18 protein-coding genes, 1 tRNA gene and 1 pseudogene are annotated in these 22,206 nt (G+C 43.1%); 8 read left to right on the top strand and 12 right to left on the bottom strand.

Features of this window, described 5'->3' with window-relative positions; translation table 11 throughout:
- Positions 1-273: 273 nt before the first annotated feature.
- The 4 genes and pseudogenes from LC605_RS16320 to LC605_RS16305 form a co-directional block, all read right to left on the bottom strand.
- The gene (locus tag LC605_RS16320; protein WP_229548569.1) at positions 274-660 is read right to left on the bottom strand and encodes a hypothetical protein; all 387 of its coding nucleotides are present in this window, start codon (positions 658-660) and stop codon (positions 274-276) included.
- Positions 661-785: 125 nt separating this feature from the next.
- Positions 786-953: pseudogene (locus LC605_RS16315) on the bottom strand (zinc-binding dehydrogenase); the annotation flags it as partial.
- A 16-nt stretch (positions 954-969) separates the two neighbouring features.
- Entirely contained in the window at positions 970-1,668 is a 699-nt protein-coding gene (locus LC605_RS16310; RefSeq protein ID WP_229548568.1) for an SRPBCC family protein, read from the bottom strand.
- Positions 1,669-1,754: 86 nt separating this feature from the next.
- Complete coding sequence (locus LC605_RS16305; RefSeq protein ID WP_229548567.1) at positions 1,755-2,852, bottom strand: DJ-1/PfpI/YhbO family deglycase/protease; 1,098 nt, start codon at positions 2,850-2,852, stop codon at positions 1,755-1,757.
- Positions 2,853-3,189: 337 nt separating this feature from the next.
- Here LC605_RS16305 and LC605_RS16300 point away from each other — a divergent pair, with 337 nt between their 5' ends.
- Together LC605_RS16300 and LC605_RS16295 are read left to right on the top strand one after the other, a co-directional pair.
- Positions 3,190-3,597: a DUF6335 family protein gene (locus LC605_RS16300; RefSeq protein ID WP_229548566.1), complete on the top strand. Its 408-nt coding sequence runs from the start codon at positions 3,190-3,192 to the stop codon at positions 3,595-3,597.
- Positions 3,598-4,066: 469 nt separating this feature from the next.
- Entirely contained in the window at positions 4,067-4,558 is a 492-nt protein-coding gene (locus tag LC605_RS16295; protein WP_229548565.1) for an orange carotenoid protein N-terminal domain-containing protein, read from the top strand.
- 268 nt (positions 4,559-4,826) lie between these two features.
- Here the strand turns inward: LC605_RS16295 and shc are convergent, their stop codons facing one another.
- The gene (gene shc / locus LC605_RS16290; RefSeq protein ID WP_229548564.1) at positions 4,827-6,743 is read right to left on the bottom strand and encodes a squalene--hopene cyclase; all 1,917 of its coding nucleotides are present in this window, start codon (positions 6,741-6,743) and stop codon (positions 4,827-4,829) included.
- 291 nt (positions 6,744-7,034) lie between these two features.
- Here shc and LC605_RS16285 point away from each other — a divergent pair, with 291 nt between their 5' ends.
- Entirely contained in the window at positions 7,035-7,598 is a 564-nt protein-coding gene (locus LC605_RS16285) for a Uma2 family endonuclease (RefSeq protein WP_229548563.1), read from the top strand.
- Between the two features lie 295 nt (positions 7,599-7,893).
- Complete coding sequence (locus LC605_RS16280) at positions 7,894-9,132, top strand: glycosyltransferase (protein ID WP_229548562.1); 1,239 nt, start codon at positions 7,894-7,896, stop codon at positions 9,130-9,132.
- 565 nt (positions 9,133-9,697) lie between these two features.
- Here the strand turns inward: LC605_RS16280 and LC605_RS16275 are convergent.
- The 4 genes from LC605_RS16275 to treZ all read right to left on the bottom strand — a co-directional run bounded on the left by LC605_RS16275 (position 9,698) and on the right by treZ (position 16,325).
- Positions 9,698-9,771: transfer RNA gene (locus LC605_RS16275), tRNA-Val, on the bottom strand.
- A gap of 34 nt (positions 9,772-9,805) precedes the next feature.
- On the bottom strand, positions 9,806-11,323 hold the full coding sequence (locus tag LC605_RS16270) for a trehalase family glycosidase (RefSeq protein WP_229548561.1): 1,518 nt from the start codon (positions 11,321-11,323) through the stop codon (positions 9,806-9,808).
- Between the two features lie 135 nt (positions 11,324-11,458).
- Positions 11,459-14,257 carry a malto-oligosyltrehalose synthase gene (gene treY / locus LC605_RS16265; RefSeq protein WP_229548560.1) on the bottom strand — a complete coding sequence of 933 codons (2,799 nt, stop codon included), beginning with the start codon at positions 14,255-14,257 and terminating at the stop codon, positions 11,459-11,461.
- Positions 14,258-14,477: 220 nt separating this feature from the next.
- Positions 14,478-16,325 carry a malto-oligosyltrehalose trehalohydrolase gene (treZ, locus tag LC605_RS16260; RefSeq protein WP_229548559.1) on the bottom strand — a complete coding sequence of 616 codons (1,848 nt, stop codon included), beginning with the start codon at positions 16,323-16,325 and terminating at the stop codon, positions 14,478-14,480.
- Positions 16,326-16,348: 23 nt separating this feature from the next.
- On the opposite strand from treZ, the gene LC605_RS16255 reads away from it, so the two are divergent.
- Entirely contained in the window at positions 16,349-16,507 is a 159-nt protein-coding gene (locus tag LC605_RS16255) for a hypothetical protein (RefSeq protein ID WP_229548558.1), read from the top strand.
- Here LC605_RS16255 and LC605_RS16250 read toward each other — a convergent pair whose 3' ends face one another.
- The 3 genes from LC605_RS16250 to LC605_RS16240 all read right to left on the bottom strand — a co-directional run bounded on the left by LC605_RS16250 (position 16,508) and on the right by LC605_RS16240 (position 18,504).
- Complete coding sequence (locus tag LC605_RS16250; RefSeq protein ID WP_229548557.1) at positions 16,508-17,617, bottom strand: helix-turn-helix domain-containing protein; 1,110 nt, start codon at positions 17,615-17,617, stop codon at positions 16,508-16,510.
- On the bottom strand, positions 17,607-17,774 hold the full coding sequence (locus LC605_RS16245; protein WP_229548556.1) for a hypothetical protein: 168 nt from the start codon (positions 17,772-17,774) through the stop codon (positions 17,607-17,609). The genes LC605_RS16250 and LC605_RS16245 overlap by 11 nt, the downstream gene beginning before the upstream one ends.
- A 316-nt stretch (positions 17,775-18,090) precedes the next feature.
- Positions 18,091-18,504 (bottom strand): thiol-disulfide oxidoreductase DCC family protein, encoded by a 414-nt coding sequence (locus LC605_RS16240; RefSeq protein ID WP_229548555.1) that lies wholly within the window; start codon positions 18,502-18,504, stop codon positions 18,091-18,093.
- 674 nt (positions 18,505-19,178) lie between these two features.
- On the opposite strand from LC605_RS16240, the gene LC605_RS16235 reads away from it, so the two are divergent.
- The 3 genes from LC605_RS16235 to LC605_RS16225 all read left to right on the top strand — a co-directional run bounded on the left by LC605_RS16235 (position 19,179) and on the right by LC605_RS16225 (position 21,869).
- On the top strand, positions 19,179-20,231 hold the full coding sequence (locus tag LC605_RS16235) for an aldo/keto reductase (RefSeq protein WP_229548554.1): 1,053 nt from the start codon (positions 19,179-19,181) through the stop codon (positions 20,229-20,231).
- A 120-nt stretch (positions 20,232-20,351) separates the two neighbouring features.
- Positions 20,352-20,927, top strand: a complete 576-nt coding sequence (dps, locus tag LC605_RS16230) for a DNA starvation/stationary phase protection protein Dps (RefSeq protein ID WP_229548553.1) — start codon at positions 20,352-20,354, stop codon at positions 20,925-20,927.
- Positions 20,928-21,152: 225 nt separating this feature from the next.
- Positions 21,153-21,869 (top strand): pirin family protein, encoded by a 717-nt coding sequence (locus LC605_RS16225; protein ID WP_229548552.1) that lies wholly within the window; start codon positions 21,153-21,155, stop codon positions 21,867-21,869.
- The last annotated feature ends 337 nt before the right edge of the window (positions 21,870-22,206 follow it).

The following is a 22,206-nucleotide window of genomic DNA, read 5'->3' as shown; positions in this document are numbered from 1 at the left end:
TTTAGCCAGCGATGCCTACGGCTGGCTGCACCTGGGCGTCAAATTCAAAAGCATCGTTCATTCTTACTCCCAAACCTCAGTACAAAGCTTAATTAAATACTCAGAAAAATTATGGTTTACAGCATAATTACTATTGACAAAACGAATTTTGCCTTAACTTGTCACGAATGCTCTGGGATTTATTATGATTAGGAGACGCGATCATAATCGCGTCTCAATAACTTATTGCATAATTTATGAGTCAAAATTTTAGACTCAAAAATTGTTATAAGTCTAGCTTCTATCTCTCATCTGCTTGTTAGGATTATTTTGATAAGAACCATCAGATGACTGAGCTTTTTCTTCGGCTGTGTTTCTTGCGGGATCAAAAAACTCTTTGGTAGCTTCAGGAGTTTTTTCATCCAAGTTTAACTTTTCACGGATATTATCAACAGCACCTTTTAATGGATTTTGGGAGTTTCTGATTTGGGTATCATTTCTAATTTCACCTTGCTCATTTGGGGTTATTCTGTAATAAGTCCCTTCTGGAGTTTTAACATCAGCCAGTGCTATGTTAGTGTCGCTAAAAGCCTGACCCATTAGAAACATAAATCCTACGAGGAAAACTATAAGTATTTGAGAAATGCGAATATTTTGCAGCCATGAAATTACTCGATTCATAAAAAACCTCAATTGCATTATGTTGGGTGTACAATTCAAAATACTGAATGACTCTTCACCATTCAGGGTTTAAGAACAACTTTGATGGAGTTATCCTTTTTTTGTTGAAAAATGTGATGGTCATGTAAACCAACACCATCAATGCCACAGCCACCAGTCATCTCTTTCAACGCTTCGCCAGCATTAACTTATTTGTAGTTAATCAGTTCTGCTTTGGCAAACTTTTTCGCCATTTTCAGGCGTTCGGGAAAGCTATCAATAGCGATCGCTTTTTCGGCTCCCATTACGTAGGCTTTATTGTGTAAATGACTACTTATGCCCCCTTGATTGACCTTCGGTGGTGGCAATTTCGCCTGCTTCCATTAGCATCTTAAAGCGGCGCAATTCATCACCAATTTGCTGTTTTGGTTCTTCACCGAAAAGTTTCGCTACGGTAGCCCCCAATGCTCCGCCAGGTAGGTTATATTCTAAGACAATCTTTACTTCAGTGCCGCGATCGCCTAGTGCTTTTTGGAAGCGGACAAAACCGGAATTATCAACATCTGCACCTTCCACAGAAGCCCAAGAAATAAACTCATTTTCCCGGTCTTCGAGAATATCTGCATCCCATTCTACGCTATTACCCAATGGTGCATTGGCTATCCAATGAGAACGTTTTTCGTTATACACTTGGACTGATTTGAGATGCTTCATAAATGTGGGCAAATTTTCAAAGTTGTGCCAAAAGCGATATAATTCTTCTGCCGATTTATTAATTGTTACCGTCTTTTCAACTTTGATGGCTTGGTTTATTTTTATTACTTCCTGTGCTTGCCCAATTGTGCTTTGCTTCGTCGCACCTTGATAAATCAAACCGCTACCAGCTAAAGCCGTCAGCACTCCCCGCAATGAACCTTGCCTTAAACCCATCAGCACCATAGCACCACCACCGATAAGAGATGCCCAACGCTCTACTTCACTAGCTTCACTCTGGTTAGTAGTCAGTTTATCACCTGATGTCGAAGTCACTGTTTTATCTCTCCATCACAGTAAATTAATCACATATCTCTGTGTTCTTCTCTACGAGACGCTACACGAAGGTGGTACAGGCTCCCTTACATCGACACAGCTGCCCCTGTAGTCGGCTTAGGAGGCTGAATTTCAGCCAGTATCCGCCCCCGATATAGCTCTACTAATTGCTGTTCCGATTTCAATAAATCGTGGTAAATTTCTTTGAAAATAGCAGTTGCTACTGGGTCAGTGTACATTGCACACAGATTGCCAATATCGCCAATACCAGTTTGGACATCCCCCAAAGCAGAACGTAACTGATATATGTCATCACTTCCTGTTAAGGCAGTTTTCACCTTGGCATACTGATTAGCAATATTTGCTCCTAAGGAAGGTTTTTCGCCCAATCGCTGAAGATAGGTTTCCAGTTTTTCAATATGGCGCTGTTTATTAGCAATAATTTGTTGAAAGACTGATTTTACTTCGCTATCTGATTCCTTTTCCCAGTACTTCTCAAATGCTTCTAAGGAATAACGTTCACCAGTAAGAGCAGTATTTAAACCTTTGCTAATATCACCTTTAGTTGAGCCACCCCAAGCATCAGCCAGCTTCCACCATTCAGCACTTGTGTCTTTTTCATTTGGCAATGCAGCATCTTTGCCACCATAACCCAAACGGTTCAAAATAGCTGTGGTGAAAATTGCCAAGTCTCCAGGTTCACGAGATGTAATCAAATTACCGTCAACTACTAACGCCTCATCTAGATAATTTGCACCAGCGTTAATCATGTCTTTGGCAATAGCGCTAAAGCCAGTAACTTGTTTACCTTTGAGCAAGTCCCCTTCAATCAAAACTTGTGGCCCGTGACAAACCGCAGCTACCAATTTTCCTTGTTGTATAGCTTCTTGAACAAAGCGTACCGTATTAGGGTTACGCCGCATTTTATCAGGAGCCATCCCACCAGGGATCACCACTGCATCGAATTCGGCCGCGATCGCTTCCGTTGTAGTACCATCAGCTTGTATGCTAACTTTTCCCTGTTTGCCCTTATATTTTTCATTCATTCGGGAACCGAGGACTAACACCTCCATTCCTGCTTGTTTTAGTCCATTATAAGGGACTGTAAACTCTGAATCCTCTACCGCCTGTTCAATGAGGATTGCAATTTTTTTCTTACCGGAGTGATTCTTATAGTCAGTCATAGAGGGTATTGCCTGTTTATTTCTAGTATTTAACTAGCTACAAGATTTATTGATTAGCGAGACTTAAACAGCTATGATTCTTATTTTTCTAAATAGAAAATAGTTATAAGTCAGAAGTTAGCCACTGAATAATTTCCGTTTGGTCACTCCTGACTCATAACTAAAAACTTCAACTACAAATTGCTCGACCATGAATTCATGTTTACAATCTTATGGAGCGATCGCTAGTTTAGCTTCGTTCCCAGGGGAGAGATTCTTTGAGCAGCTATACATCTCTAGTTAGACAAATTTGTGCCAGGGAAACGTTATTGTGAGAATGCACAAAAGGGCTAATATCATGGCTAAAAAAAATCCTAATGACCAAATTAAAACCAATGATTTGCCACAAGAAATTACCGAATCCTACGGTACTGGTGTGAAAGACTTACCAGGATACAATATTGGTGGGCGCTCAATGAGAGCAGAAAGAGACGAGTACACTGAAACTAGTCCTGAACTTACTGGTGGGGACGTTGACGCTTATTGGCAAGATGCAGATGCAGTTGGAGATGAAGCTGTTGGTGGTAGTACTTCCACTCCCGATCAAAATGTAACTGAAGAGCTAGAAGCAGCAGTGGGGCTAGAAATGGACGATTTGGCGTTTCTCCATACCAATGATATTTTAGAACAACGTGACGGCGATCGCTGGGAGTTAGATCCAAAATCTTCTGAAGATTATCAAAATCGGCGAGAACAAGAGGATTAAGACTTACGCAATAACTCTCTGAAACTCTTATTTCTTGGCGTACTTGGCGTACTTCTCCCAGGGGGAGACGCTACGCGATGGCGGTTCGTTCTTTCATGATTTTGCGTAAATCATAAGGACGTTTGAAAAGTCTTCTTGTCGGTATTAAAAGCTCTAGACCCTCTAAATACCCTTAATGTTGGGTAATTATCCCAAATGCTTTTAAGACATAAAAATACTCCGCCCGATTGATATTCTGTTTCTAATTCAATACACTTGGGTTAAGCATTTCCTCCTTCTCTCTTCTCTCTGTGTTCTCTGCGCCTCTGTGGTTCGTAAAAAAAGAGTTTCAGCCCTTTCGTGAACCCTATTGGTTTCTAATTCTTATTCTTCCTGATTGTCAGACATCTGTCTCCGGTAGGGTAAAACTCCAAATGTAAATTTGATAACGTTTATAAGAAAACTAACTTAATTGCAATTGGAGTTAATAATGACATACACGCAAACTAATGATCCAACTATTCGTGAATATGTTCAAGCTTGGCAAAATTTAAATGTGGATCAGCAACTTGCCTTGTTTTGGTTTATCTATAAAGAAATGGGGGGTTCAATTACCCCAGCCGCCCCTGGAGCCAGCACTGTGTCGCCAGAAATAGCTGAAGGTTTATTTAATCAAGTCAAAGAATTATCTCACGAACAACAATTACAAGTTCAGCGTGATTTGATTAATAAAGTGGATACCCAAATTTCTCGTGAATATGGCTCCTTGGGTGATACTACAAAGCTACTCTTTTGGTATCGATTATCTCAAGGTATGGAAAATGGTACTATCATTCCTATACCTGATGATTATCAACTTCCTTCAGAATCTAAAGCATTGTTTGGCAGAATTCAAGGATTAGCCTTTGAGCAACAGATTACTCTTTTCCGTGATTATGTTTCGCCAATGGGTGCCGAAGCAAAAGCAGGTGCTGAAATTTAGCATTTTTGTAGTTTTTAGGCTGCTTAAGAGTCAATAGACATCTGGTGAAAAAGAATTGTTTTGAGGTAGCAGTGCTACCTCTCTACAAGGGTTCTGGGTAAGTAAGTCAGCAAGAATAAACCAAGCTATATTACGAAACGTAAATACACCTGAAATCCTTATAAATGACGAAGGACAAATACTTCGACTTCGCTCAGTACAAGTGACAAATGACAGCTTTAGCCAGTTAGCTTTATTTGCGTCGCTCTACTTAACGCAGTAACAGCAATTAACCTTTTTGAATCACTGCTTGATAGCGACCTAGAGCGATTAAAGGAAAGTATTGTTGATACATATGATATTTGAGATAAAAATGGCTTGGGAAGCCGGTACCTGTAAAGTCCGCCTCAAACCAAGTACCATCGGGCTGTTGAGTTGCTACGAGGTAGTCAATTCCCCCCTCAATAGCCTCAATAGCTAATTTACCAGTTGCTTCACCTGCTGCTATCAACCCAATTAAAGCCCAAGCAGTTTGAGATGCAGTACTATTTCCTTTTCCTTTGAGAGTGGGATCGTCGTAGCTGCGGCAAGTCTCACCCCAACCACCGTCTGGGTTTTGACATCCAACTAACCAAGCTGCTCCCCGTTCTATACTGAGTTTATGCCTTTGAGGGTCAATTAATGCCAAAGCTGACAAAACACCGCTAGTGCCGTAAATATAATTTACACCCCAACGACCAAACCAACAGCCTTCAGTTTCTTGTTGGCGCAGAAGATAAGTAAGCGATCGCTCCAAATTATCACTATCAATAGACAAATCACAAGCACCCAACATTTCCACCACCCTAGCCGTAACATCTGCGGTGTTTGGATCAATCATCGCTTTCAAGTCGCCATAGGGAATGGAGTTGAGCCAATCTTGGTCATTGTCCAAATCAAAAGCAGCCCACCCACCTGGTTTACATTGCATAGATGCAATCCATTTTAACGCACGAGCGATCGCACCTTGTTTGATTTTTTCATTGGGGAGTTTTGCTAAATGTAGAGCCATCACCACCACAGCCGAGTCGTCTACATCAGGATAAAACCGATTGTCAAACTCAAAAGCCCAAGCCCCTGGTTTTCCCTGGCGATTTTTGACAGCCCAATCTCCGTAGTCTAAAATTTGTTTTTGCAACAACCATTCTCCAGCCTGTACCACAGCCGGATCATCTGGTGCAAAACCAGATTCTACCAAAGCACGCATCACCCAAGCTGTATCCCAAACGGGTGAAACACAAGGTTGAACTCGGTAGCAATCCTCTCTTTCAATGGCAAAGTTATCAATTGCTTGCAAACCTCGTTCTACAATGGGATCGCTTTGGTCATAATTCAGACACCGCAAAGCCAGCATTGAATTCAACATTGCGGGAATAATGCCGCCCCAGTCGCCTGTAGCTTCTTGGCGCTCTAAAATCCATTTTTCGGCAACTTTGATACCTTCTTCACGAAAGGGCACTAAATTGAGACTTTCTGCCAACTTGAACCCCTGATCAAGGGTGAGAAATAAATCTGTCCAATGGCCACTTTGGGGTAATTCCCAACGGACTTGATCAACACCTTCAGCGTACAGTTCATCTAGGTTGATCGTTGGATCGGTGAGAAAAACAGGTTTGCGATCGCATACAATCAGTAATGGTACGGTGCTGGAACGTGCCCAGCTAGACATCTCATAGATATTGACAGGGAAAGCTTTTGGCAACAGCATCACCCAAGCTGGTAGCGAGGGAATACCGCGCCAGTTGTAGCAGCCAATCAAGGCTAGGTGCAATTTGGTAAAAATCCGAGTTTTGCTGATTCCACCGCGTTGGAGAATAAAAGCTTGCGCCCGAATCATCGCCGGATCCCTTGCTGGTACACCTAGCAGCCTCAGGGCCATATAGGCTTCAACTGAGGTGCTAAGTTCTCCGCCGTCACCGTAGCAAAGTTCCCAGCCGCCATGCTGCCGTTGCTCTTGACGCAGATATGCTTCAATTTTGTGCAAAGGTCTGGTTTGGTCTGTTCGCCAAATCTTATGGAGGAGGACAACTTCAGCAGTGATGGTGACATTAGATTCTAACTCTGCCCACCAATAACCTGCCGGATTTTGAATCGAAAGCAGATATTTTTGGCTGGCTGCGATCGCCGTTGCGATTTGATTGACTTTTACCCTATCTTGTGTTTGCATCAAATACTATTTAACCTCAACACCCAACACTAGTTTTGAATACGGCAATCCGATAAAAAAATTTTCCTATATTCAGTAGACATAGTATTCTGTCTGAGTCACTCAAAATTTGCAATAGATTCAGCCTCTTTCGCTGGAAATTCCAACACCGCACTAACTCACCAGATTAGAAAAGCTCTCCTTCTCCCCCAACCCTTGTAGGGAAGGGGGCTGGGGGGTTAGGTTTCGTGTTAGCTTTTCCACATGACCTGAATTGTCAGAATACTCACAACCCACGCACCCCAAACGGCAATGGTTCAAACTCCTGCCAAACCCTTGACCCTCGACGAATTTCTCAAGCTGCCGGAAACCAAACCTGCCACTGAATTCATCGACGGTCAGATTATCCAGAAACCCATGCCCCAAGGAAAACACAGTACAATTCAGCTTGACCTTGCTACTGACATCAACCAAGCGCTCAAACCTGGACACATCGCCCGCGCTTATTCCGAACTCCGTTGCACTTTTGGCGGTAGGTCAATTGTTCCTGATATTGCAGTCTTCACTTGGGAACGCATTCCCCGCGATCAAAACGGCAAAGTGTCCAATACCTTCGCCATCGCACCCAACTGGATGATAGAAATCCTCTCCCCCGACCAAAGCCAAACCAAAGTTATCCGTAACATCCTTCACAGCCTCGCCCACAGCACCCAAATGGGATGGTTGATTGACCCAGAAGAGGAACTCGTGTTTGTTTATTTTGGCGATCGCACCATCGCCGTTTATGAACAAGAGAGCGATCTTTTACCCGTCCCACCCTTTGCCGAATCCTTCAGCCTCACTCTTGGTAAACTCTTCAGTTGGCTAACTCAATAGCCTCAGTCTTATCAACAGTTATCAGTTATCAGTCAATACGGTTCGGTTAAGACTAAAAATAAAAATGTGTAGGTTGGCGCAATTAAAGTTAACTGGCTAAGGCTGTCATTTGTCATTAGACATCTCCGAAAATGAATGTAGAGACGTAGCAGTGCTACGTCTCTACAAGGGTTTCAGGCAACGCATAATTAATTTCACCAGATGTCTAATTCTTTTTCACTCCTATGTTTCAGGCATAAGCGATCGCCTCGAGGTACAGTGATTTTGGATTCTGCACAGGGAGATAGCGGCGGTCATGGATGTAATTGTATTAGGATTGATGCTCTTATCCTTGACAATTTGGTTAGGATTACTATGTTTTTGGGGACAGTTTTGGCGGTTAGACCAGCAATTAGAGGTTACAGAAACTCCGCTAAAATCTTTACCTATGGTTTGTGCGGTGGTTCCAGCCCGTAACGAAGCCCAATTGCTACCAACTACACTGCGATCGCTCTTACTCCAAGATTATGCTGGTTCTTTCAACGTGTTTTTAGTAGACGATCGCAGCACAGACGGTACAGCAAATTTTGCCGAAGGGGTTGCACACGCTCTACTTAAATCCCCGCAACTGCATATTATCACTGGCGAATCATTGCCTTCTGGTTGGTCTGGCAAACTTTGGGCAGTTGAACAAGGTATAAAGAGGGCTAGTAAACTTGCACCCGACTATTTTTTCCTGACTGATGCAGATATTGAACATGATCCCAGTAATCTCCGCCGACTCGTTGCTAAAGCTGTGCAGGAAGATTTAGATCTGGTTTCGGTAATGGTGCGACTCAGGTGTGAAAGCTTTTGGGAAAAACTTTTGATTCCAGCTTTCGTATTTTTCTTCCAAAAACTCTATCCCTTTCGCTGGGTGAATAATCCAAACAATCGCACAGCCGCCGCCGCCGGGGGATCTATTCTGATCGCCCGTGAAGCTTTAGAGCGAATCGGTGGGATTCAAGTCATTCGTCAAGCTTTAATTGACGATTGCGCCCTAGCTGAGGCTGTTAAAAAGGGTGGGAAAGTGGGAGACCAAGGGCGAAATAACCAATACCCAATGCCCAGTCAAGGGCGTATCTGGCTAGGATTGAGTACCTTAACTCGCAGTTTGCGTCCCTATAACTCGCTGACGACAATTTGGGATATGGTTGCCCGTACTGCCTATACCCAACTAAATTATTCTCCATTACTACTATTGGGAACTTTGGTAGGAATGTCTCTGATTTATCTAGTTCCACCTGTGTGTTTAATTATGGGTGCAGTTTGGAGCAATTGGGCGATGTCTGGCGACAAGACGTATTATCTCTTGTCACTTACAGGTTTATTAGGATGGTTGTTAATGGCCTTGGCTTACTATCCGACGATCCGCTTTTATAAGTGTTCTCCCTGGTTAGCGTTGACCTTACCTGCGATCGCTTTTCTGTATACCCTGATGACTCTAGACTCAGCCCTACGTCACTGGCAAGGGCGCGGCGGCGCTTGGAAAGGAAGAGTTTATCCGGTAAAATAAGTAAGTCAGCGCAATTAAAGCTAACTGGCTAAGGCTGTCATTTGTCATTGGTCATTAGTAAAGATTTTAAGCCTATTTATGTTTCGTAACATAGTTTGATTTTTTCGCGCCAACTTACTTAAAGGTGAGGAATCTGGATTTTTGAACTGACAATTTTAGCGACAAATAATGTGTAATATCATGCAATACAGTTCAGTTAAGGCTAAAAACTAAATCTGGTGTAGGTTGGGTTGAGGAACGAAACCCAACATTATCGAGACTTTGTTGGGTAACGCTTACGCTCAACCCAACCTACTATTCTCTTAACCCAAGCGTATTGTAATATCATGTCCGCATAATTAGACATCTCCGAAAAAGAATTGTTTTGACGTAGCAGTGCTACGTCAAAACAAGGATTCTGGGTAACGCATATTTAATTTATACCAGATGTCTATTAGTTATGATTCTCAAAGTCATTGCACCCCTCCCCGCTCTTCGGGAGGGGAGGCAAAGCGTAGCTTTGGCGGGGTGGGGTTCTTCGGGTTTAGTAAGTAATCAACCGGACATGATATAACTGAAGAAAAAATGGACGTAACTGGATTCGAACCAGTGACCTCTACGATGTCAACGTAGCGCTCTAACCAACTGAGCTATACGTCCTCAACCACACGATTACTAATATTAGCATATACTTCTAAACTTTTCTTCCACAGGCTGCTAAAAGTTCCAGAACGACTCCATTTGTCCAGCCGAAGCCAACTTCGTTAGAACTATACCCAAAGCAGATTTCGTCAGAAACGTTGGCAGAACAGCGTTCAACATCATATTTCTCAACTATGGTGTTGTGACGCCCGAATTCTTTAATCACCATAGCTAAGAATTTATTGGCAATGCGATCGCCTTCTGTATGATACCCATAGCGGTGAAGTCCCTGGACGGCAATTAATGTCAGTGGTGCCCAACCAAAGGGAGCATCCCACTGGTTCCCGGTGACACGAGTACTGGTAAAGATTCCGCCTGGGGCTTCAAATAAACAGAGGTTTTCGACGACGCGCTGGGCTTGGGCTAAAGAAGCAATTCCTAGCCACAGGGGATAGAAGGTGGTAGCAAATTCGTAGTGGCGACGTTCTCCACTCTGGAAGTTATAGTCGAGATAGAGTCCCTGTTCTTCATCCCAGAGACACTGATCGATGCGATCGCGGCGGATATTTGCACGATCGCACCATTGTTGTTGTAATTCTTCGTTCCCTAAAATATCATTAATTTTTGCTAAATCTTGTTCTACCTGATACAGCAAACTGTTAAGGCATACGGGAGCGTAATGGAGGATATCAGCACTGAAGGGGCCAAATCGGTTGGTGATATCAAAACCGGACTCGCGCATGGTGCGATCGCCCTTGTAAAATAGGTGGGTCAGTTCGTCATTTTCCCGGTCGTAGTAAAGATTGACGTCATAATCTTCAACCTCAAAGGTTTGGTAATACTCTTTGACGCGATCATAGTGGCTTTTTCCCTCCTCATCCCGCTCCGAGAACAAAACTTCTGGCGCGGGGCCTTCTCCAAGGGCATAAAATCTAGATAAGCCTGTTGCGGGATTTAGATGGGGCGGTACTACCCAGTAATAGTAAAACTGCTCTAACAGGGGTACGGTTGACTTTAACCACTCTTCATCCTGGGTGTGCTGGAATAGGGCTAAAACCATCATGCTGAGGACGGGGGGCTGCGATCGCGACAGCATATAAGTCCGGTTGGAATTCAGGATGGTACCGTAATGCTGCACTTGGTACAGCAGTTGTTCAACTTGGCTTTGGGCTAGCTCTAATTCGCCATCGCCTAAAAGTCCCAGTAATATGAAGTAGCTGTCCCAGCCATACATTTCGTTGAAGCGCCCACCGGGTACGACATATGGCCCTGGTAGGTATAGTAAGCCATGTTCTTGAATCGCTTCGATTTCTGATGGTAATGTGCGAATTTCAATTCTTTGCATATCTTTGGGAGATAGCGATCGCTCTAATACTTTCTGAATGTTGGGACAATCTTCTTGGGGGGAAATGTAGATGAGCCAGGGTGTGTCGGTTTTATGGTCTAGTTTGGTATCTTTGGCAGATTGTAATAGGTGTTGGTGCGATCGGGTTAAGGTTTTCCAGGTTTTTTTGATATGGAGGCGCAGGGTGTTAATCTGTGTGGTGGTGGGTGTTGGGGGAGTGGTCATATTTTTTTAACGCAAAGGGACGCAAAGGGGAGGTAGCGCGTTGCGGGGGTTCCCCCCGTTGTAGCGACTGCCGTCGCGCAGAGGTACGCGGAGGTTTTAGAGGGTTTTGTTTGCGTGGGATAGGGTTGTTTTTTTTTAGTCAGGATTAGTGATTAGGAGGGCGACTGGGAAATGGGTGAGGGCTGCTGCGATTGATAGGGTTTGTGTGGTGTGTAAGGGTTGCTGGGTTAGGATGTTTTTCCAGGTGGTGGAAGTTCCTGGGGGTAGTTGTAGGTGCGTATTTTGCCAAACTGACTCGCCTAATGGGTTTTCTTTTGGCTGGATGAGGTTTGTTAAGAAGCGAGGGGCGATGGCGATCGCTGTTTGATTTCCTTTGCGTCGTGCAAAGGCGATAATGTGATTGGCGTAGGTTCCCTGAATTTCTAAGGGTAAATAGTCGCCGTCCTGGAATAATGAGACATAGTTGCTTCTGGCTTGGAGTAATTGAGCTGTTAAAAACAGTTTGATTCTGCCGTCTGTTTTATCACTTAACAATTCTGGTATCAAGCCCAGAATATCTGTTTTTACTTGTTGGCGGATGGTGTTTAAGTAGGTGCGTCGCTGTTCAAAATCTACGGGACGACGATTATCTGGATCGACTAGGCTTAGTTCCCAAAGTTCTGTTCCCTGGTAAAAGTCGGGTACGCCTGGAGCGGTAATCTTTAAAAGAGTTTGGGAAAGGGAATTGAATATCCCATAGTCTGCAATTCGCCCTTGGAAGGGATGAAAGGCTTGGAGAAATTCGCTGGAGATGGAAGGATTGAGTATTTTTTCAATAAAGGAGGTACAAGCTTCTTCGTATTCGCTATCAGGTCGCAACCATGCTGTATGCACTTTCGCTTCTCGAATTGCTTTTATTATATAGTCTTTTACCCGTTCGACGAAGGATTCATGTTCATGTTCTGCAAAGGGAAACGCCCCGACTAGGGTTTGATAGAGAAAATACTCATCGTTGCGATCGGGTATAGCGAAGCCGTGGCGATCGCTACGATGTCCTCGATTCATGGCGCTCCAAGTATTTACCTGCTGCTCCCACTCCTCTGGAATTTCTGAGAGGACATTTAACCTGGCGCGAACATCTTCGCCGCGTTTGGTGTCGTGGGTGGCTGTGGTGTTCATTGTATGAGGCCAGGTTGCTTGGTGCTGTTTATTAAAGGCATGAAATTTGGTTACTGGAATCCCAAAATGACCGGGATTACCTCCAACTTCATTCAGTGACAGCAAGCGATTGTAAACATATAATGTGGTGTCTTCTACGCCTTTGGCCATTAGCGGGCCACTATATTGCTGCATTCGCAAGACAAAATATATCCACTGTTCGCGTTCTGTTTGAGTCAGAGAATTATCAAACTCTAACAGCATCAGCTTTTCAATAAAGGTCAGTTCGTGCTGCAACAGGGGGGTTTGTTCTTTGGCTTGGTTAATTACTTCTTGAATGGTAGCGCGATCGCTATCCCCAATTCCATCTGGCGTAATATAAGTACGGTAAATTGGAAACTGTGTCAAAACTTCTGCGATCGCTCTTTTTAACCCATTCAGGGTAAAATCATTGCCATAGCGATATTTGCTAGAAATATTCTTTAACAAAAGAGCTAAATTGTCAATATCACCTGCTAAATTCTTTTCCAAAATTAGCTGCTTTTTATCCCTTACTATCGATGCATAATCTACTCTGGAAGCAATAAAGTTATGATAAATTTTATCGAACTCTGATTGATTTTCGGTTTGACAAAATACCCCATTTACATAGTTGAGAAAATCATATCCAGATGTACCTTCAATTCCCCAATTTTCCGGTAAGTCTTCGGTGAGTTCCAAAATCTTTTCAACGGTAATATAAACATCACCCGTCTTTTCTCGCAACCTTTCGAGATACTGAATTGGGTTATAAAGTCCATCAATATGGTCAATGCGTAAACCTGTAAATTTGCCCTCCTCAACCAGTTTGTGAATTAGACTGTGGGTATTATTAAAAACCCGCAGTTCTTCAACTTTAACGGAAATTAGTTCGTTGACAGTAAAGAAACGGCGGTAGTTCATTTCCTCCGCGCCAACTTTCCAGAAGGCGAGACGGTAAAACTGGTCATTGAGTAATTCATCTAAGAGGTTAAAACTTTCGGAATTACCCGCTTCTCCGTTGAAAGTTTGGATATTTTCGTCAATGAACTCGCAGATGGCATCATTTGTGGTATAAAGTTCCCAAACCAATCCTTTAATAAATGCAATCTGGTCTTGTCGCTGTTTTCCCGCAACCTCTGAAGGCACATTTTTGAGAATGTAGAGAATCCCCAATAGCTTAATAAAATCAGGGTGATTGCGTCCCAGTGTGCGCGTAAGTTTACCTAAATTATAAGTGATAAATTTTGTGTAAGACTCTAAGCGCAGTGGCAGTTTCAAGCTGTAATAGTTGACAGTTAAACCGTTTTCTTCGTACTGGAGTTGAATGTGTCCGTTTTCCAAGGATACACCATAGAAGTCTCCTAGTAACGGTGCTAAAATTCGCTGTTGGCGATCGCCAAAGGGAGCATTCCAAGAAAGGTCGAAGTAATCGGTATAACTAGAATCTGGCCCGTGTTCCAATACGTCCATTAAATAAGGATTTTCGCTAGTATACGCCATGTGATTAGGCACTATATCTTGTAACCAGCCCATACCAAGGGATTGAACTTCACCAACTAATGCATCAAAGGATTCATTAGTTCCCAATTCTGGGTTAAGTTGAGTCGCATCTACTATATCGTAGCCGTGCGTACTCCCGGATCGTGCCTTGAAAATCGGAGAAGCATACAAATCCGAAATACCTAAATCTGCCAAATAAGCTGCGATCGCTTTAGCGTTGTCAAAGCCAAACTGAGGTGTAAACTGAATTCGATAAGTTGCGGTAGGAATTCTCATATTTTGTTAGTGCAAAGTAGGGAAGTTGAACCTTTTAGGAACTTCCAAATAAAAAATACCTCAAAACTGACGCAAAAATCTTCTCTATTTCTCTATTTCTCTCCTCTCCGTGTTCTCTGCGTCTCTGTGGTTCGTTCATTTAGATAACTTATTTCTTAGAAGTCCCTTAGCTTGAAACTTGAGGTTATGAGACTGAAACTTTAACTTCCACCTCTCCCCCTCATCCTTTTTCATAGAGTACTAAACTAGTAGGTTGCAATTTCACTTCTTGACCCATAGACAGATGTTCAGCAGCTTCAGAACCATGTCCACGCCATGAGATATCAGCAGAGTCCAACAATTTATGAGCATTTTGTTGAAACGGCAGAATCACCGTCACTGGAGACGAATTGAAATTCATCACAAATATTACTTCACTTGATTCGCACCAACGACGCACAATCACCAACTCCTTCTGTTCATCGCTAGTCGCTTCGATAAAATTGCGCTCTTGATTCAAAAGGGCTGGATGCATCTTACGTAAATTAATTAACTGGCGATACCAATCCCACAAAACTTTGTGCTTACCTTCATTGCGTAATTGCCAATTAAGTTTAGAACTTAAAAAAGTTTGTGCCGATTCCGGATCTGGGGGATCATCTGCATAGTGAAATGCTTCAAATTCTTGTTTGCGTCCGGCTCGAACTAATTCAATTAAATCTGGATCGGAGTGACTGACAAAGTAAATAAAGGGTGCTGTTTCGCCGTATTCTTCTCCCATGAATAATAAAGGTAAGTAGGGCGACAGCAGCACAGCACCAGCAGCTAACTTTAATCCTTCAAAAGAGATACGCTGACTGAGACGTTCTCCTTTCATTTGATTGCCGATTTGATCGTGATTCTGGATGCAAACAGAAAATTGTGATAAAGGGCGATCGCGGCAAGATATGCCATGAAAACGCTTGCGGTGTGGAGCATACCTCCAATCATAGACAAAACTATCTTCATAAGCTTTCGCCAGATCCGCACATTTGCCAAAATCTTGATAATATGCTTGGCGATCGCCTGTTAAAAGTGCGTGTAATGCATGATGAAAATCATCATTCCATTGAGCATCAAGACCGTATCCACCCAATTCTGACGGACGAATTATTTGGGGATTATTCAAATCACTTTCGGCAATTAGATGACGTTTCCATTTTTGCCCTTGTTGTGAAAAATGATGAACTGCTTCGGCTAGTTCCCACAAAAAATGCTTCGCTCCCAAGTCGTAAATTGCTTGAATAGCATCAAGCCGCAATGCATCAATATGAAACTCACCCAACCAGTAAAGGGCATTTTCGATAAAATAATTTCGCACACCCTGACTATGAGCATCGTCGAAATTCAGTGCGTCGCCCCACGGCGTTTTATAGGTTTTAGTAAAGTAGGGCGCGAACTGACCCATATAATTGCCTTCTGGCCCAAAGTGGTTGTACACTACATCCAGGACTACGGCGATATTATTTTGGTGACAAGCATTTACCAGTTGCTTAAGTTCGGCTGGGCTACCGTAGGAATTTTGCACAGCAAAGGGATAAACGCCATCATAACCCCAGTTGCGGTATGTCAGCGAAGCCTCAATATGAGTGTCTCCCGGAAACTGAGCGATGGGCATGATTTCAATGGCGTTAATTCCCAGTTCCCTCAGTTCGGGTAAGCGGGGAATGATGGCGGCGAAAGTTCCTTCAGATGTGAATGTCCCAACATGAAGTTCATAGAAAATCATTGACTCCACAGGAATGCCATTCCATGCTTCATCCGTCCACTCAAAGTGCTGATCGACAATTTGAGACGGCCCATGCACTCCTTCAGGTTGATACTGCGAAGCGGGATCAGCAAAGGTGTCTTGGCCATTCAAGACATAGCGATAAAGCGTACCCGGATACACATCGTTGACTTTCGTGTGCCAGTATCCCTCAGACTGAGGCTTGAGGGGAATTAACTGCTGTTCTGGGGTCAAAATTTGTACCGTGACGCCATCTAATAGCGGAGACCAAACTGTAAATTCACACTCTCCGTTACCCAAGTAGTTAGCACCAATTCTCACGCAGTATCCTCCCATTAGATTTTATGTTCTGCCCAATTGTGGCGCGATGGCGTATACGCCCGGCGGTGGCGATCGCAATCTCATTGTTTACAAACACACCAGATAGCATAATGGTTGTTCTACCAGACTTTTTGCTAGCACCTGGAGGCGGATTTTTGTACCGAAAAGGTCTATCTAATTAGCTATTCATCATCTAACGTCCACCCAAGTTTTTGTTTGAGGTCATTGCAGTGACTAGGCGGTAGAAAATTATCATCCTGAAGTCTACCAACTAAAATCCCCGGTGCAATGCCTATTTCAGCAGCAAACTGTATGATATTTGTTTTACTCAATTGTTGAACTGATGCCACAAATGTTTTCAAATTGCCAGGGGGGATGAGTATATCCGCAGCGAATTTGTTTGCTTCTTGCTCCTTTTCTTGATCATTGACAGATGCAACACCTGTACCCTCGAGAAAGAAATCACGCTTACCATGTAGCAAAATGTGACCAGCTTCATGAAAGAAAGTAAACCATAAATGGTCATCAGTCTTGTAGCGCAGACTGAGTTGAATCAGCGCTTTATCAGCATTCAACCAATGAGTTGCTCCACTGGTTCGTGTTTTAGGAAGTTGTGGCACAAAAACTACAGCAACACCAGCTTCTGCACACAGCCGCTGCACTTTTAGCTGGAAAATTTCTGGTGGTTCCACAGTTAAAGCGCGGATTTTGTGCAGTGCTTCCCGAAACTTGTTGGCATTATAAGAAGCACAAGCAATCTCAGATGCTTCAATTTCTCCTCGACGTAGCCAAGCGGTAGTGGCACCAAGGTCACTTTCAAATGCTTGAGATTTACGAAAATTTATATGAGTGTTCAACCATATTCCCTCCCAATTTTCAGGGGAGGCGACGGCGAAAAAATTTAGCACCTCCCGCAGTTGCTCAACTTTGTCCCGATAGCGGCGAATCCAGCCAGACTTAATCATGGCTGTAACAGGAATTCCTTTAAGCCATGCTACTTGCTTTTCTAAGCGCTCTTTTTCTTCCTGTTGGGCTAAAAATTCTCGGTATCGTCGTTCGCGGTTGTTCCAAAAACTAGCTGGGATATTAAATACCAGTTCTAGTTGTAATGCAGTTTCAGGGGTAATTGCTGTTTTACCATTAATAATTTCGTTAATTGTTTTTTTAGGTCTTCCAGTCCGTTCTGCCAGTTCTGCTTGGGTCATTCCCCGGTTTTCCAGAACTTCTAGCAGAGTATCTCCTGGAGGGGAAACATAATCTGGAGTATACTGATTTTGAATTTTATTTTCCATGTGTATTCTCCACGCCGAGTATTTCAACAGCAGTAACTTTATCCCAGTCAAGCCCACCATCTGGTTTGAGCGGAATCGGTTGATCTGCTGGTTCAAAGATCAGCCTATATGGGCCATCTAAGTCCAGCGATAACTGACCTGCACGGTTTTGATGCAATTCGTGGCAATTCCCTGGAAGATTTCGCGTATCCTCAAGTACGTTGGCATCACGTAAGATGTCGAGCCTTAGCTCAATGAGTTTCGCCCTGTTTAGACCGTGCTTTTGTACTAAGAGGCTGTGTTTATTGCACTCTTTCTGAAATTTTCTGTTTCTAAATACAATATCCATTATAACACCATTATAAAATAATCTTAACCTTTGGGGTTAACATTATTTTAGGTTCAAGAATCAAGAATGATAGTAATCCTGTGAAAATGGGGCTTATGGTCTTGAATACTAGAACTTATGTACTAAAGCTACTTCAGTCTCAAAGTTACTCATTACCTGCTTTGCAGCTACCATCAACACAGTATACTGACTCATACGTATTAGAACGCTTACCGAAGAGTGCATAACGGTTATCGCGCATTTGCTCGTAAAAGCGATCGCCAGCCCATTTCATCCCCGCTAAGGCTCGATAAGCGTCTACAAATGCACTTCCTACTGGCAATAACCGCCCAATTTCTTCTGCGGCGTTACTACCTTGCCAACGTCTCTGAGGTTCATTAACATCAATTAAAATCATTCCCTGTTCACAGTCTTGGGCTGTAATTCCCCACTGTAAAAGTGTCTGCTCATCTTGCATAGGAGTGTAGCGAAATAAATTTCCCTTATCTAAGGTTTCTAGCAATTGCACAAGGGTAACGCAGAGATTACAATTGCCGTCGTAGATTACGTAGTAGTTCATAAAAATAATTGACTTGTCAGATGTGTATAAATACAACTTTGGTATTCTAGCTTAGAAGACCGTAGCGATCGCTCTTAGTACAATATTTCATAAATTCGTAGCGAATTCTCTTTGCGTTCCTTTGCGCTTCCCTTTGCGCGACAGCAGTCGCTACAACGGGGGGAACCCCCGCAACGCGCTGCCTCCCCTTTGCGTTTAAATTTCAACCCTCAATTCACCACGAATTAATGCAAAGCTGTACTTAGTACACGTCACCATAAATCAGGTACGGAATCAATACTCCGTAGGTTTTTAATATTTGTAGGTTGGGTTGAGCCTTTGCGAAACCCAACAAGCCCAGTTCTTAGGTTGGGTTTCGTTCCTCAAACGCCACGTGCTACCCTGCGGGAACGCTAAAAGCGAACAAGTCGGGGAACCCGCTCAACGCAGTGGCTCCCCAACCTACACATTTTTCATTTTTTTGCCAAAACCTGTGCAGTATTGGGTACGGAATTAAAGGAAGAGAGAAATAGAAGTGAGGTTTTCCAGATGACCTGAATTATCAGGGGGATCAATACGTGCAAAGATACAGCTAACCACTTTTCAAACAACCTCTTAAACATCGCCCGTGGTTTCCAGTTATCATGCCTTTGGAATGGTATTCGCTTAGTTTTTTGATTAGTGAGAAAATATTCATGAAATACAAACTCTTGGGCAAAAGCGGATTAAGAGTCTCGGAACTCTCCTTGGGAACCATGACCTTTGGTGAAGATTGGGGTTGGGGTGCATCTGTTGAGGAAAGTCGTAAAATCTTTGATGCCTATGTAGAAGCAGGGGGCAATTTTATTGACACCGCCAACGGTTATACTGATGGAAGCAGTGAAAAAATTGTCGGTGAGTTGATCGCTAAAGAACGGGAACGGTTTGTAGTTGCGACTAAATATTCTTTTCCCTTGCAGATGAATGAGAAGAAGGGCGATCCTAACGCCAGTGGAAACCATCGCAAGAACTTAATTCAGTCTTTAGAAGGTAGTCTAAAACGGCTGAATACTGATTACATTGATTTATTCTGGCTGCACGCTTGGGACTTTACAACACCGATCGAAGAAGTCTTGCGATCGCTTGATGATGTAATCCGTCAAGGTAAAGTACTTTACATCGGCATTTCGGATACCCCTGCTTGGATCGTTTCCCAAGCAAATACCATCGCCCAATACCAAGGATGGACGCAGTTTGTCGCCCTGCAAATTGAGTATAGTTTAGTTCAACGAACACCAGAACGAGACTTGCTACCGATGGCTAAAGCCTTTGATTTAGCAGTAACACCGTGGTCGCCTTTGGGTGGTGGTGTGCTAACAGGTAAGTATAATCAGCCTCCTCAAGAGGGTAGCGAACAAGGGCGATTAGCCAATTCAGCGTTAGGAACTATTTCAGAACGGAATTTGGCGATCGCTAAAGTTGTTAGCGAAGTTGCAGCAGAAATTGGCTATACACCATCACAGGTAGCATTAGCTTGGTTACGCGCTCAAAGTGGTGTGATTATTCCGATTATTGGGACACGTAAATTAACTCAGCTTCAAGATAACTTAGCTTCTTTAGATGTCAGCTTCTCGCCAGAACATTTACAACGTTTAAATGAAGTGAGTCAGATTGAATTGGGTTTTCCCCATGAATTTTTGTACAATGATGTAATTCGCGACCGCCTTTTCGGTGGCACATTTAATACCATAGAAAACCATCGCCTTTGACCAAACCAATAGCCATAAACATTAACACATTCAAGGGTTAATACAATCTGTCGTCAGAGAGTTTCGCGCCCCTAACTAAAATCTGTAGAGTTAGATGCAAAAGGCATTAACGTAAGAACAATGAGCGACAGCACCATTTCATCACGTCTGTACCCTACCCGCATTGACATTCCTGCCGAAGCGCGAGTCCAAATCGTGGTACTTCTTAACCAAACCTTGGCAGCTAGTTTGGATCTAAAAACCCAGACAAAGCAAGCGCACTGGAATGTTAAAGGAACTGACTTTTACCAGCTACACGAATTATTTGATGAACTTGCTGGTGAATTGGAAGAGTACGTCGATATGGTAGCTGAACGGGTAACAGCTTTAGGCGGATACGCTGTAGGAACAGCTCGTGCTGCTGCAAGTAATTCGATTTTGCCAGAATATCCCTTTGATATTTTGGATGGTAAAGACCATGTGACAGCCTTAGCAGATCGCTTTGCATCCTATGCTAAACATATCCGGGAAGCGATCGCTAAAACTGATGACTTAGGCGATGCTGATACAGCTGACCTTTACACCGAAATTTCCCGCACCATTGACAAACGACTCTGGTTCTTAGAAGCTCATCTGCAAGTAGCAGAAATCAAGGCAGAGAATGGCAAAACGGGTACTACTAAAACTCAAAAGATCCCTGCTGCTGCTGGAAAATAAGGGCTTCTGAAAAAAGTAGTTTTTCTGAAATCTATTAGTATCTTTTTGGTAAGTACGTGACTTTGAAGTGCGTACTTTTCATTTATATTTATATACTTTACTATTGAAATAGTTTCAAACTAAGTCAAAAAATTCCAAAATATCTTAGTCCTATAAAAATCTAAAATCTCAAGTCCAAAATTGAGTGATTCCTTACTAAATACTCATTAACAGCGAGGTAAATCTATGTCTCAAAATACAATTAGCCACTTAATTCACGATCGCAATGCCCGTGGTCACGCTCAAACAGGCTGGCTCGATAGTTATCATACATTTTCCTTCGGCAGTTTTTACGATCCCAACCGCATGGGATTTCGCTCTCTGCGAGTGATTAACGACGATCGCATCGCCCCTGGTGCTGGATTTCCTACCCACAGTCATCGCGACATGGAAATCCTCACCTATGTCTTAGAAGGTGCTGTAGAGCATAAAGACAGCTTGGGTACTGGGTCAGTAATTCGCCCCGGTGATGCACAGATTATGAGCGCTGGTACTGGGATCAGCCACAGTGAATTTAATCCTTCGCCAACTGAACCACTGCACTTGCTACAAATCTGGATTCTTCCTAACCAAGAAGAGTTGACACCAAGATATGAACAAAAAACTTTTCCTCTCGAAGAAAAGCAAGGTAAACTACGCTTAATTGCTGCTAAAGATGGGCGCGATGGTGCTGTGACAATTCACCAAGATGTTGATTTATACGTATCTGTTTTAGAGCAAGGTGATATTGTTAATTATCAAGTCAAACCTCATCGTTATGCATGGTTACAAATAGCCCAAGGCATAGTTAACTTAAATGGTGAGGAACTCAGAGCAGGCGATGGAGTGCAAATCAACGGCGAAGAACAGCTAGAAATTAGCACCAACATCGGCGCAGAAATCCTGCTTTTCGATTTAGCGTGATCTAAGTAAGTCGGTGAAAATAAATCAAACTATGTGACGAAACGTAAACAGGCTTGAAACCCTTACCAAGGACGAATGACAAAGGACAAATGACAGCCATCACCAGTTATCTTTAATTGCGCCGACCTACTTATAGCAATCTTAAATCATTCGTGAGAATTTGAGATAGTTTTCACCCCCTGTAGTCACCTTAGTACAGAATTTAACAAGTTCGTAGCGAATTCTCTTTGCGTTCCTTTGCGCTTCCCTTTGCGCGACGGCAGTCGCTACAACGGGGGGAACCCCCGCAACGCGCTGCCTCCCCTTTGCGTTTAAATTTCAACCCTCAATTCACCAC

Origin of the sequence: Nostoc sp. CHAB 5836, assembly GCF_020829445.1 — a bacterium.
Taxonomy (GTDB): domain Bacteria; phylum Cyanobacteriota; class Cyanobacteriia; order Cyanobacteriales; family Nostocaceae; genus Nostoc.
This window is presented reverse-complemented; position numbering and strand designations above follow the sequence as displayed.